The 13,322-nt window shown below is 34.9% G+C and carries 11 protein-coding genes and 1 pseudogene; 7 read left to right on the forward strand and 5 right to left on the reverse strand.

All coding sequences use genetic code 11. From position 1 onward, the window contains the following. Positions 1-10: 10 nt before the first annotated feature. The gene (locus AC1M36_RS10600) at positions 11-1,666 is read right to left on the reverse strand and encodes a Na/Pi cotransporter family protein (protein WP_336450696.1); all 1,656 of its coding nucleotides are present in this window, start codon (positions 1,664-1,666) and stop codon (positions 11-13) included. A 344-nt stretch (positions 1,667-2,010) separates the two neighbouring features. Here AC1M36_RS10600 and AC1M36_RS10605 point away from each other — a divergent pair, with 344 nt between their 5' ends. Continuing rightward, on the forward strand, positions 2,011-2,442 hold the full coding sequence (locus AC1M36_RS10605; RefSeq protein ID WP_336450697.1) for a hypothetical protein: 432 nt from the start codon (positions 2,011-2,013) through the stop codon (positions 2,440-2,442). A gap of 136 nt (positions 2,443-2,578) precedes the next feature. Here AC1M36_RS10605 and AC1M36_RS10610 read toward each other — a convergent pair whose 3' ends face one another. Beyond that, a complete protein-coding gene (locus tag AC1M36_RS10610; protein ID WP_336450698.1) occupies positions 2,579-3,781 on the reverse strand; it encodes an MFS transporter in 1,203 nt (400 codons plus the stop codon). Between the two features lie 322 nt (positions 3,782-4,103). On the opposite strand from AC1M36_RS10610, the gene AC1M36_RS10615 reads away from it, so the two are divergent. Both AC1M36_RS10615 and AC1M36_RS10620 read left to right on the forward strand, forming a co-directional pair. Beyond that, entirely contained in the window at positions 4,104-5,192 is a 1,089-nt protein-coding gene (locus AC1M36_RS10615; protein ID WP_336450699.1) for a DUF871 domain-containing protein, read from the forward strand. 338 nt (positions 5,193-5,530) lie between these two features. Continuing rightward, positions 5,531-5,848: a YcxB family protein gene (locus tag AC1M36_RS10620; protein ID WP_336450700.1), complete on the forward strand. Its 318-nt coding sequence runs from the start codon at positions 5,531-5,533 to the stop codon at positions 5,846-5,848. 215 nt (positions 5,849-6,063) lie between these two features. On the opposite strand, the gene AC1M36_RS10625 is transcribed toward AC1M36_RS10620, so the two are convergent. The 3 genes from AC1M36_RS10625 to AC1M36_RS10635 are packed head-to-tail and all read right to left on the reverse strand — an operon-like array spanning position 6,064 to position 9,028. Then, positions 6,064-7,227: an ABC transporter permease gene (locus AC1M36_RS10625; protein ID WP_420792328.1), complete on the reverse strand. Its 1,164-nt coding sequence runs from the start codon at positions 7,225-7,227 to the stop codon at positions 6,064-6,066. 26 nt (positions 7,228-7,253) lie between these two features. After that, positions 7,254-7,928: an ABC transporter ATP-binding protein gene (locus AC1M36_RS10630; RefSeq protein WP_336450702.1), complete on the reverse strand. Its 675-nt coding sequence runs from the start codon at positions 7,926-7,928 to the stop codon at positions 7,254-7,256. Then, positions 7,925-9,028, reverse strand: coding sequence for an efflux RND transporter periplasmic adaptor subunit (locus tag AC1M36_RS10635; protein ID WP_336450703.1), 1,104 nt, complete (start codon positions 9,026-9,028; stop codon positions 7,925-7,927). The genes AC1M36_RS10630 and AC1M36_RS10635 overlap by 4 nt, the downstream gene beginning before the upstream one ends. 94 nt (positions 9,029-9,122) lie before the next feature. Between AC1M36_RS10635 and AC1M36_RS10640 the strand changes: the two are divergent. From AC1M36_RS10640 to AC1M36_RS10655, 4 genes and pseudogenes are all read left to right on the forward strand, one after another. After that, a pseudogene (locus AC1M36_RS10640) lies at positions 9,123-9,302 on the forward strand (YwaF family protein); the annotation flags it as partial. Positions 9,303-9,401: 99 nt separating this feature from the next. Beyond that, on the forward strand, positions 9,402-10,262 hold the full coding sequence (locus AC1M36_RS10645) for an ABC transporter permease subunit (RefSeq protein WP_336450704.1): 861 nt from the start codon (positions 9,402-9,404) through the stop codon (positions 10,260-10,262). 3 nt (positions 10,263-10,265) lie between these two features. Then, on the forward strand, positions 10,266-11,264 hold the full coding sequence (locus AC1M36_RS10650) for an ABC transporter permease (RefSeq protein WP_336450705.1): 999 nt from the start codon (positions 10,266-10,268) through the stop codon (positions 11,262-11,264). A 138-nt stretch (positions 11,265-11,402) separates the two neighbouring features. Beyond that, positions 11,403-13,319, forward strand: a complete 1,917-nt coding sequence (locus AC1M36_RS10655) for an FtsX-like permease family protein (RefSeq protein WP_479845842.1) — start codon at positions 11,403-11,405, stop codon at positions 13,317-13,319. Positions 13,320-13,322 lie beyond the last annotated feature (3 nt).

A 13,322-nucleotide genomic window follows, 5' to 3' on the forward strand; every position in this document is an offset into this window, starting at 1 on the left:
CTTTTTTGTATTATAGAGTTTGTTTTAAAGCAAACTTCCCTTGTTCTCCTAAAACGCCATCTGCAATATTTACAGCATGGTCGCCGATACGCTCTAAGTTACTTACCATATCAACATAAATAATGCTTGCATCACCTGAGCAACTACGTTCATTTAGACGTAGTACGTGGCGTTTACGTAATACACGTTCCATTTGGTCAATTTTACGTTCTTTTGTAATGACTGTTTGTGCAAGTTCAGTATCAAAGTTTGTTAAAGCATTAATTGCATCTTGCAGTGTTGAAGTTGTTAGTTCAAGCATTTCGTTTAGTTCTGCCATTGCTTCCTCTGATAGTGTAACGCGATTAGAAATTTGGGAGTCAACAAGCTCCACAACATTTTCTACATGGTCTCCAACTCGTTCAATATCTCCGACAACAGATGCTAAGACAGAATGTTTTTCTGAATCCATTGGTGAAAGTGGTTTTTCAGAAAGTAGTACTAAATAATCGGTAATTTTTCTATCTAAGTTGTTAATAGCGCCTTCTAATTGTGCTGCCATATCAGCATGTTTCTTTTCTTTTGTATTTAAAAATAGAGTTGCTTCTTTTAGTCCGTGTAATGAGAACTCTGCCATACGAATAATTTCTTTTTGTGCCTCTGTTAAGGCAATGGCAGGAGATTGTTCAATAAAGATTGGATTTAAGTGCTGCGGTTTAAAGTCAATAGAAGCATCTTCACCGCGAATAATTTTTGTTACAATCCATGCTAACACTGCAATGAATGGGAACTGAATAATCGCATTCGTTACATTAAATGTTCCATGTGCAAAAGCAATTGTCATTTCTGGATTTAAATTTAATGATGTTTGGAAATATTGAATCAAATTTGTAAATGGTACTAATAAAATTGTAAAGATAATTGTACCAACTATGTTAAAGATAACGTGTACTAATGCTGCTCGTCTTGCTGCAATAGAAGTACCAATCGCTGCTAATACAGCGGTAATTGTTGTACCGATATTATCACCAAATAGTACAGGTAAAGCAGCTTTTAAATCAATTGCACCTTGGCCAAATAACTCTTGTAGGATCCCGATTGTTGCACTTGAGCTTTGTACAATTAATGTAAATACTGTACCTACGATAACGCCTAAGATTGGGCTGTTACTCATGCTAACAGTTAATTCTTGGAATGATTCTAGAGAGCGCAGCGGCTTCATACCTGTGCTCATTAATTCTAAACCGAAGAATAACATACCAAATCCGAAAATGACTTGTCCAAGAGAGTGTACTTTTTTATTTTTAAAGAAGAATAGTAAGATTGCTCCAACTGCCATAATTGGAAGAGCATATTCTCCAATTTTAATTCCAATAATAAATGCTGTAACGGTTGTACCAATGTTAGCACCCATAATAACACCAATTGCTTGTCTTAGTGTCATAAATCCAGCACTTACAAGTCCGACTGTTAAAGCGGTTGTTCCTGAGCTAGATTGAATCAGTATGGTAACTAACATACCTGCTAGTACGCCCATAAGTGGGTTAGTTGTAAAACGATCGAGAATGTCACGTAGGCGATCACCAGCTGCTTGTTGCAGTCCGTCCCCCATGTACTTAATCCCGAATAAGAAAATACCTAATCCACCAATAAACTGGAAGATCATGTCTTGAACATTAAATTCCACACATTTCACTCCTTAAATTTCATGTACGGTGTAATTATTAACTAAAATTTGAGGTGATGTAAATGATATCAATGCAAACTTTACATTAAATTTACAAAGCTTTAAAAAATTTACGTAACCTTAAAAAAAGACCGTTTACATTATGGAGAATTATAGTTTAAATGTAATGTTATTCTGTACAATTTACCTGTAATAGTCATAGTATTTGTATGTATGAGATGAGAATATGCACGGAACAAAAAAAGTGGAATTTAACGGTAGGTATGTAAAGAATGAAAGTAGAAATTTCATTTTAGAAAAGCGATTTAATTGTAAGTACATATATATAATTGGAGGGGGAAATTGTGTTAGATAAAATAAATGGTTATTTATTGGCGATGGAACAGGTTAATCATATGACGAATCATGGATATACTTTTCAGTTTCATGAAATAGTGAAACAAGATACGATTCTTGCCACTATTCAAACATATTTTGAGAGAGAGTATCACAGTCATGAAATATGTAATAATTATGAAGAACGATTACAAGAAGTATTAGATCGATGGTTTTTTGAAAGAGAGTTTTATTTAAAATATGATAATCAAATGTTACATGAGGTAGAGAAAGACAATAGGGTTCAAACATTTCTTGAGCTATTAGTCTCATTTTTTGATGGAAGACACGTAATTACGTATGAAGTCCAAAGTGATTACGATTGGTACGTCAGTGCAGAGCATTTTGTATTTGAATTGGAGGATAAAGTGTATGTATTGGAATTTGGAGTAAATGATTGAGCAACTATTTAGGAATATGTACATTTGAAATCATATAGATAAAGTGAAGGCTAATAATCAGTGGTAGACGAAGCCCCACTGATTATTAGTCGTCTTACTGCCCGCAAATAGAGGGATAACATGAAAAGCTGCTGAATCATCCAGCAGCTTTCTCATGTTTTTTATCCAGTCGTTTTTGCTTTCGTACATTTGTAATGTAAATAAAAAGAAACGCGATCAGTAACACAGAGGAATAGCGATATACAGTTGCATAGTCTGTAAAGTGTGCGATGAATCCAAAGATAATGGCTCCGGCTCCAATTCCAAGATCAAATGCAGAAAAGAATGTTGCGGTAGCAACGCCGCGGCGATGAGGATCTACACGGTCAATCATCCATGCTTGTAAGGCGGGCTGAATAGCGCCGAATCCACTTCCGTAACAGCTTGCTGCAATTATTAAACTTGGTATTGTTGTTGTATATGATAATAGGATAATGCCTGCAAATGTTAAAATAACACCGGGAATAATAACAAATGCATGACCTTTTACATCGTATAGTCTTCCGGAGAAGGGACGTGTTACTGCGATGGCAAGGGCATTAAATAAGAAGAAAAGGCTAATATCAGTAATACCAACTTGCGTAGCAAATAACGTGATAAAGCTACCGATCCCTCCATACATTAATGTAATACATAATATTAATAATGAAGGAAGTAAAGCTTTCTTTTCGATAAATCCATCTAAAAATGTTTCGTGTGCTTGGTGAATTGGTTTTTCAGTTGCTTGAATTTTGAGTAATTTTGTTAATAGTAATGAAACTACTGTGCAAGATAGTGCACATAAAAAAAGAATCGTAAAGTTATAAGTTTGCATAAGCCACAGTCCGATAAGAGGGCCAAGTGCCATAGCGATCGTTCCAGAGAGCCCAAAATACCCCATACCCTCACCACGTCGGGCTGCTGGAATTAAGTAGGAGACTACAGTCCCATATGTTGTAGTGGTAATTCCAAAACCAGCTCCGTGTAAAATACGAACAGCAAGAAGAAGGAAGACAGTAGAGGCAAATAGGTAGCTGCCCATGGCAAGTAGGCAAATGGCAGTACCAGTCATTAAAATGAGCTTTTTACTAAATTTTTGTAGTGCATTTCCGGTGAGTGGCCGAATAATTAAAGCCGCCACAGTAAACATTCCAACAACAAATCCGATGTTTGAACTCGTACCACCAATTTCTTTCACGTAAACAGGCAGTGTTGGGATTAACATTTGAAATCCTAAAAACATACATAAGTTAGCGAAAATAAGCGCAATAAATTCTTTTGTCCATAATGGTTCTCGTTTTACGAGTGCTGCTTCTCCCATATATTCATCCCCTAAAATTTTTTCTCTGTTCTTTCGAGTATATGTAGTGGTCAATGTAACAGTCAAGAAAGGTGAACTGAAATGGTATAACAATTTTCCTGGGTAAAAAAATTTACAAATTTGTGTAAATACTACACAAATGTTATCAAAAAAGGTAAAGTATAGATGTATAGTCTGCTAGTTGTTATGATTGATAGAGAAATGTTTCTCTAAAAAGAAAGCGGATTCAAATAAATGGTGAAGTAGAAGAGAGTTTCTACTACTTTACTACATATATTTGAAAAGGTTTACAAAATGATGATGAAGAAAGAGGCGTATACGCATGAGACGATTAGGTATTTCTATTTATCCAGAACATTCTACAGTAGAGAAAGATAAGGAATATTTAACATTAGCACATCAATATGGTTTTACACGTGTATTTACATGTTTATTATCAGTAGATGGAGAAAAAGAGAAAATTGTGAAAGAGTTTAAGGAAACGGTTTCGCATGCAAATAAATTAGGTTTCCAAGTACTTGTTGATATTAGTCCAGCTGTTTTTGAACAACTTGGAATTTCTTATAACGACCTTTCATTCTTCCATGAATTAGGTGCGTATGGTATTCGTCTAGATGTTGGTTTCTCGGGATTAGAAGAGTCGATTATGACATATAACCCATATGGATTAAAAATTGAGATTAATATGAGTAACGGTACAAAATACGTTGATAATATTATGAGTCATCGTCCGAACCGTGAAAATTTAATTGGTTGCCATAACTTTTATCCGCATCGTTATTCCGGTCTTTCTTATAATCATTTTATAAAATGCTCAAAACAATTTAAAGATTACGGCATGAGAACGGCTGCTTTTATTACATCATTTGATGCGACATATGGTCCATGGCCGGTAACGGAAGGATTATGTACACTTGAACAACATCGTGAATTGCCAATGACAACGCAGGCGAAACATTTATTTGCAACAGAATTAATCGATGATGTAATTATTGCGAATGCATATGCATCAGAAGAAGAATTAAAAGCGCTTGGAGAAGTAAATAAAGAAAAGCAAACGTTTGATGTAGAGATTTATGAAACGACAACAGAATTAGAGAAAAAAATTGTATTAGAAGAGCCACATTTTTATCGCGGGGATGTGTCTGAATATATGATTCGTTCTACACAAAGTCGTGTGAAATATAAAAAAGAAGAGTTTAAACCTCATCATACAAGACCAATTAAACGTGGTGATCTTCTTATTGATAATGAACAATATGGTCAATATAAAGGGGAATTACAAATTGCTTTAAAAGATATGGTGAATACAGGGAAAACAAATGTGGTTGGTCGTGTTGTAGAAGAAGAAATTTTCTTATTGGATTATTTACAAGCTTGGGATAAATTTGGATTTGCATTAAAGAAATAATAGGTTGATATGTATGAAGCCATCATGTATACATGATGGCTTTTTTGTCGAGAAAAATCTAGAGGAACGTAAGTATCTAAATGATATAATAGAGGGAACTTTTAGAAGGGAATGGGGGAAATGCAAGTAGAATATATGTTAACGGAACAAGATTTTATAGCATTTAATCTGCATTATGCAAAGCATTCTAAAACAGTAAAGCGTTCTTTATTTCTTCAACGTTATATTGTAGCTATTATTTTTTTGCTGTTCCACTTAGTACTTTTTTGTTAGGACCACCAGGTCAAGTATATACGGAGCTACCTGTTATTTTTTTTCTAGCAGGGGTGATATGGATCGTGTTCTATCCTATGTATTTCTATAACCATATCGAAAGAAATATTAAGAAGATGCTTCGAGAAGGAAGTTATAGCAATTTACTAGGTAAGCACAATTTACAAATAATAGATGAGGGAATTATTGAAACAAACAGTGGTGGAGAGACAAAGCGGAATTGGAAAGGGATCGAGAAGGTAGAAGAAAATGAGGCATACATTTTTATTTATGTGAGCTCAATGAGTGCAAATATTGTTCCTAAAACTGCCTTTGCCCGCGAGAATAGTAAGAGTGAGTTTATGAGAAAATTGCAAGTCGGTATGGAATCTTCAGGTATATAATTTGGATTGTGTAGATTAGTAAATGAAATTTTATCGGCGATTTTTCAAATATATCGACCATTCCTTACAATATATCGGCGCAAATTCGAATATATCGGCGATTCGACAAAGGATATCGACTAGCCGGCAAATAACGACAAAAAACAAGAGTCTACTGGCTCTTGTTTTCCAATACGTTGTAAAAAAGGTTGCCCATTATAAGGCAACCTTTTCTATTATTCATATCGTAAGCATTCAATTGGATCCAGTTTCGCAGCTTTGTTAGCTGGTAGTAACCCGAATAGGATACCGATTAACATAGATAATGCTACTGAGATTAAACCTAATTTTACAGAAACAACAAGTGGCCATCCGGCAAAGATTGCGACAATCCAAGCGAAGAAAATACCAAGCAAGAAGCCGATAAATCCGCCTAATGCTGTTAAAATACAAGATTCAATAAGGAATTGCATTAATACTTTCCCTCGCGTTGCACCAAGTGCTTTACGAATACCGATTTCACGCGTACGTTCTGTTACAGAAACGAGCATGATATTCATAACACCGATACCACCAACAAGTAGTGAAATAGCGGCAATACCACCGAATACGCTTTTTAATATGCCTGTAAAGCTATCGATTTCTTTTAACATTTCTTGTGGGTCTGGTACTTCAAATTTCCCTGTATGCTCTGGTTTTTTTGCATCATTTAATGATTTTACAACTGCATCTTGCACAGTTTCCTTATCTTGACCTGGAGCAATTTTTACTGTTAAGCCGTCATAATTATTTTTCCCAAATAGAACAGGCCAGTTTTCTGCGGAGATAGCACCTTCTTTAAATTCCATGCCACCCATCATTGCTGTTGATTTAGTAGAATATACACCAATTACTTTATAGGGCGTACCTTTTATATCAACATACAAGTTTGATTCCCATGAAGAGAATAATTTATTAAATGCATCTTTGTGTAATACGATTGTATGCCCAGGCTTATCTAAATCAGCGGCAGTGAACAATTTGCCGTGTTCTAGTTTGAAGCGGGATGTATCTTCAAAGTAATCGCCTTTTACACCAGTTATATCAATATCTAATTCCTTTTTCCCTGCATACACTTTTTCTTTGCCTCTAACATCTGGGTACACATCTTGAACACCGGAAATTTTGGAGACATCGTCATACATACTAGCGGAAATTTTTCCATCCATATCAGAATAATCTTCTGTTCTATAGTTCACTGAAAACTGATCTTTCTTTTCATTACCGATTTGTTCACGGAACTTTGCATTTGTTCCGTCTCCGATTGAGATGATGGTAATAATGGCGCTAACCCCAATTATAATCCCCAGCATCGTTAATACAGAACGCATCTTATGTGCGAAGATGGAGGAAAGGGCCATGCGTATATTTTCATTTGTGTTCAAAATTAACCTCTCCAATCTTGGACGATATTTCCGTCACGAATTACAATTTGGCGTGCTGCCGCTTCCCCAATTTCACGGTCATGGGTAATCATAATGATTGTTGAGCCTTGTTTGTTTAATTCGTAAAAGAGGTCCATAATTTGTTTGCTTGTTTTTGTATCAAGTGCACCAGTTGGTTCATCGGCTAAAATGAACTTTGGATTATTTACAATGGCGCGAGCAACGGCAACACGCTGTTTTTGTCCACCAGATAATTCGTTTGGTAAATGTGTTGCGCGGTCTGCTAAACCTACTTTTGTTAGTGCAGCCAGCGCCCGTTCACGTCGTTCTTTTTTATCTACCCCTGCGTAGATAAGTGGTAACTCTACATTTTGCAGCGCATTAAGACGAGGAAGCAGCATAAAGTTTTGGAATACAAATCCAATTTCTTTATTACGAATATGAGCTAACTCCGTTTCAGACATATTTGAAATGTTCTGTCCAGCTAACGAATACGTTCCACTTGTTGGTTTATCTAAGCAACCGATAATATTCATTAATGTTGATTTACCAGATCCAGATGGTCCCATAATAGAAGTGAATTCGCCTTGATTCAGCGTTACATCAATACCGTGTAAGATTTGCACTGTTTCTTCACCGTTTTGAAAGGATTTCGTGATGCCTTTTAAGTCAATCATTGGGCATTAACCTCCATGCCATCTTTTAAGTCTTTTTCTGGTTTAGAGATGATTTGGTCACCTTTTTTTACGCCAGATACTTTTGCTTCGCTATCTGTTTCAAATTCAACAGTAACTGCTTGTTCTTTTGCTTTCCCATCTTTCACGATGAATACAATGTTTTTATCACCTTTTTTCACAATGCTACTTTTTGGAACCACTGTACCAGTTGCTTCGCCAGACTTGCTTGTTACGTATACGTGGAATCCCGTTTGCAGTTCTTCATTATTATCTAATGTAACGATAAATTGATAGTTAGAAACGGTTTTGTTTTCATCCATGCTTTTTACTGGTGTTGTACCGATTTCTGTGACTTTTCCAGTCCATGTTTTTCCTGGTACCGTTTTTGATGTGACAGTTACTTCTTGCCCAATTTTTACGTTAGCTAGTTCATATTCTGATAGCTGTCCTTTTACTTTTAATGGACCAGCGTGACGAATTGTAATACCGCTCATACCTGTTTTTTCGTCTGCATTTTTTGTAATATCATCAATTACGCCATCAACAGGACTTGTTACAGAAAGAGTAGTTAATTTCTCTTTGCTTGTTTGAATCATTTGATCAGCTTTTTCAACCTCAAATTTTTTCATTTCAAGCTGTGATTCAAGCTGTGCGATTTCAGTTTCTGTTGCTTTTAGCATTTCAGTAGGCGCACCAGCGTTTTTATCTTTTTGTAATTTTTGTTTTGCTGCATTTAGTTGTTTGTTTAATAATTCTACTTCTTTATTCGCAAGTTTTTTTTGCATTTCTGCTTCCGTTACACCTAATTTCATAGTAGGGTCATTGTATTTAAAGAGTAGCTGTCCTTTTTTGACTTCATCGCCTTTTTTTACAGCTAGTTCATATGTTCCTTTTGATGGATCAAATGCGATTGTTTCAATTCCATTTGGAATAACTTCACCGCCAAATTTTTGTGCATTTTCAATTTGTTTTTCTGTTACTTTATAACTGCTGTATGCCATAGCTACGTCAGAACCGCCACCAGCAAAAGCAAAATATGAACCTGCTGCAATCCCAATAGCTACTACACTCGTAATTAACACTTTATTTTTCTTTTTCATTTATTTATCACCTTTTCGTTCGTTTTTGGTATCTGTTTTTAGTATAGAAGAGAAGGAAAATATGACAAATCGTTTTAGCTTACAATAACATTACAGTTTTGTAAGGTTGGCGCATAAACCAGAAACAGCTTCATTACTTGATATGTTAGGTCCACATCCATACTATAGTTATAGTATTTCATTGGAAATCGCTGTGTTTATAGGATGTTTATTACTTTATATGCCGTTTGCTAGAAATGAGAAACATATGCATAAAGAATCACTAGAATCATAAGTTAGTGATTCTTTTTTGTAGCAAATATTTACAATTTTCAAAAAAGTTTATAAAATAAAACGGAATAGAATGGAAATTTGTATAGAGAGAAGGGGGAAAATGGCAAGAAGGGTCATTTCAAATGGAGTAGAGGTTACAGTGCAATTTATTCTTTCTGTCATCGGAATTATTTGTTTAGGTGCTCTTCCAAAATTATTTGAAGGGTTAAATATTAACTTTTCGCAGTATGTACAGGCTTTAAAGATGTCAGTTATGAAGCTGATAGATGTTCCAAACTTAACGTATGGGATGAATCGGCCGTTATTTCCGCAACTATTTATTCATTACAAAGAAACGATGATTATTTTTTTAGCTTCATTTTTTATTTCATTATGTATAGCTTTCTGCATTGTGTATATGATGATGAGAAGTCGTTTGCATATACAGCGTCGCATGAAATCATTTCTGCTTTTTCTTGAGTCCATTCCAGACATTCTTCTTATTATCGGATCACAAATTCTTGTCGTATGGTTTTTTCAAAAGACAGGTTTTTTACCTGTTAAAATTGCTGGGCTAAGAGGAGAGTCTATTCGGGGCTTACCTATTATTTGTTTAAGTATTCCCACTACAATTATGTTTGTAAAGCTATTACTCCTTCGTTTTGAAACAGAATTAGAAAAAGATTATGTGTTATTTGCACGGGCGAAAGGGTTTGATCGCTTTTATATTTTAAATCGCCATGTATTGCGGAATGTGTTGCTTAGTACATTGTTTTTTGCGAAAACAAATATTTGGTTTATGTTATCAAATTTGTATATTATAGAATGGCTTTTTAACACACATGGTATTTTTGTATTCATTAAAAATTATCAACCGGTTGAAGTTTTTACAGTGAGTATCTTACTTATTTATATCCCGATCTTTATTCTATTTAAGTCGTTTCATTATTTCGTTCCAGATGCGATGAAAGAGAGGGCATAAGAGATGTGGAAATATATAAAGCGCGATAAAAAGTTTTGGTTTAGTATTTTATTTCTTGTCGTGTTAGTTGGACTTAGCATTGGGAATACGTTATGGAATGGAGGACATATTCGCCAAGTTTCAATACAATATGATGCGCAAGGAAATGTAGAAGCTCCACCATTTGCGCCTTCATGGCAATTTTTACTTGGTACAGATCGAAAAGGTTATGATTTGTTAAATCTAGTTATTGAAGGAGCAAAGTGGACCATTGGTATATCCGTTTTTATTGCGATGATACGGATGGCTTTAGGTGTCTTTTTTGGTGTTATATTAGGGACATATGTAAAAAGAGGGTTTTCAAAAATTGAAGCGTTTTTTGATAGTTTTACAGTGATTCCAACCGTTATGATTGCGTATTTTTTTCTTCAGTTTGCAACTAGTTTTGCCAATGGAGAGGAGACGACCAGTTTTTTTGAGAGAGCATCCTTTCAAGTCATATTGCTTGTTATCCTGGCAGTTCCGACAATTTCTCTTTATGTTGCAAATGAAGTGCGGAAATTACGAAAGGAAGAGTTTGTAGATGCTGCTCGTATATTAGGTGGAAGTAGACGGCGTATTATTGTGAAACATTTGTTTCCGCACTTATATATGACATTTGTACTTGTATTGATGCAGCAGTTTATTCAAACGCTTATTATCTTTCTTCACCTAGGATTGCTTCAAGTATTTTTTGGAGGGACAGTGAGTTTTGGGCCAATTGAGGTAGATTCTTACACACACGAATGGTCTGGTTTAATTGGCGTATATTTTCGTTCTCTAATAGTACATCCATGGATTCCGCTCGTACCAATTACTTTTTTTGGACTCACTATTTTCTCAGGAAACATGATTGTAAGAAGTATAGAGGATGCGATAACAAAAGTGAGATTAGGAGAAATGAAAAAAGACGAGGAAGTAGAAGAGGTGAAATCTATTTCGCTTCCTAAAGAAGAGTTATTTACATTTAAACATACGATGTGAAGAGCCTAGGAAACTAGGCTCTTTCTTCATTTTCTCATTACAAGATTGTAAGAATCATGTAATGAAAATCGATAGGGGGAATGTCATATTTTCGGTACACTGTGTATATCGAAATGTACGAGAGCAGGTGAGAATCAAATGGATTTTTTGGAAGTATCGAAGCGAAGTATAAAGAGGAATATTCGTGATTATTTACTATATTTTATATCTTTAGTAGGTAGCATTGTTATTTATTTTACATTTGTCTCAATTAAACAAAATGAAAGTGTAACCGCACTTCTAAAAGAATCAGATAAGATCGAAACGACATTTACGTTTGCACAAATTTTGTTAATGATTTTTTTAACGATTTTTATCTTTTATTGTAACGGATTCTTTTTACGAAAGAAGAAAAAGGAAATTGTTTTATATAGTTTGTTGGGAATCCGAAATAAAGAAATCGCTCAGTTATTATTTTATGAAACGTTGTTACTTGGTATAGGTGCTAGTATTGTAGGAATTATAATTGGTGTTTTTGTTGCAAATATTTGCGCTGGGCTACTTGTGAAATTAATGGGAAGTGCTTTTACGTTTACATTTTCAGTATCATTTTTATCTATAGTAGAAGTTCTTGTAACATTAGGTGTTATTTTTGTTATTGCATCATGGAAGAGTAAAAAACTCATTTATCAACACCGTTTAGTTGAATTACTATATGGTGAAAATCAAGAAGAAGAGGCACCGACCTTTACAAATAAGAAAGCAAAACAAGCAATTGTATTCCTTGCAGCAGGTTATGTGGTGGCATTATTAACGCAGCTGTTTGGATTTAGTGCCGTTTTTATAACAGGACTTATCATTTTTGTATTGATCGTAAAAGGGACATTTTTATTATTTGAACAATATACAGTTCAATCTCTGCACAAAATAAAAGAAGATAAAGGAAAGTATTGGAACGGAACAAACATTTTATCGATTTCATCTTTGGTTTTCCGTATAAAAGGAAATGTAAAAATGCTTGCGCTTTTATCTCTCTTAAGTGCAGTGACGCTATGTACGATTGGAATGAGCTCTAGTATGTATTACGGCGCGAAGAAAACAGCAGCAACGATGAATCCGGTCAGTTATGAATATATAACAGATAGTAAGGATTTAAATGAGAAAGTAAAAACGACAATTCAAAAATCTCACTATGATATAAAAGGAGAAACGTCTGTATCATTACTTTCAGTGAAAGGGAGTATAGATGGATCATCAGTTTTGACAGGTTATCAAGTCGGTGATGGAAATATACAAGTTATAAAGGAATCGGATTATAATAGAGCGTCTGCCCAATTAAAAAATGACGCAGTTACACTTCGTTCTGAAAAAGATGCTGTTTTATTAGATCCGTATCAATCATATAACTTGGAAAATACATCTTTTAAAGGAAGAACAGCATCGATTAATAATGAAACAGTGACATTTGTTGATCATAGAGAAGAGACGGTTGTGAGTGCAAAATTAGCTCCAATTGGAATTGTTGTTAAGGATTCATTGTTCAAGAAAGTCCAGCAAGGAAAGGCAGTATCACGCGTAAATGGATTTATCGTGGATGGAAATGGGGATGCAAAGTTAACGGAAATGTTAATAAATATTATCCCAAAGGAAGCAAAACTCCAGTCATTTGAACAGGCCAGTCAATCTGAACTACAAGATGGAGCGGTACTGTTATTCGCAAGTGTATTTTTAGGAATCGTATTTATCTTAGCAACAGGTTGTATCCTATACTTTAAGCAAATAACAGAAGCAATGGCAGAGCGTCCTGCATATGACATGTTAAAGAAAATCGGATTAACAAAACAAGAAGCAACGCAATCTGTAAGAAAACAAGTCGGGGCTATGTTCTTTGCACCGTTACTATTAGCAATTTGTCACATGTTCTTTGCCTTTTTAGGTTTAATGGGTTTCAGAGGTATGTTTGAATATATGGTGCCAATTGCAGGAAGTATGCTGGCATATGGTGTCATTTACTTCTGCTACTACATGTTAACAGCTTGCTTTTATACAAACATTGTATGGAATGATAGAAAATAAAAA

Source organism: Bacillus sp. Medicinal_06 (assembly GCF_056711665.1).

Coding starts and splice junctions, on each gene's coding strand:
- AC1M36_RS10610 (WP_336450698.1), bottom strand. CDS start 3,781: ATGGGAGAAGCAGCACTCGTAAAACGAGAACCATTATGGACAAAAGAA.
- AC1M36_RS10615 (WP_336450699.1), top strand. CDS start 4,104: ATGAGACGATTAGGTATTTCTATTTATCCAGAACATTCTACAGTAGAG.
- AC1M36_RS10625 (WP_420792328.1), bottom strand. CDS start 7,227: ATGGCCCTTTCCTCCATCTTCGCACATAAGATGCGTTCTGTATTAACG.
- AC1M36_RS10630 (WP_336450702.1), bottom strand. CDS start 7,928: ATGATTGACTTAAAAGGCATCACGAAATCCTTTCAAAACGGTGAAGAA.
- AC1M36_RS10635 (WP_336450703.1), bottom strand. CDS start 9,028: ATGAAAAAGAAAAATAAAGTGTTAATTACGAGTGTAGTAGCTATTGGG.
- AC1M36_RS10645 (WP_336450704.1), top strand. CDS start 9,402: ATGGCAAGAAGGGTCATTTCAAATGGAGTAGAGGTTACAGTGCAATTT.
- AC1M36_RS10650 (WP_336450705.1), top strand. CDS start 10,266: ATGTGGAAATATATAAAGCGCGATAAAAAGTTTTGGTTTAGTATTTTA.
- AC1M36_RS10655 (WP_479845842.1), top strand. CDS start 11,403: ATGGATTTTTTGGAAGTATCGAAGCGAAGTATAAAGAGGAATATTCGT.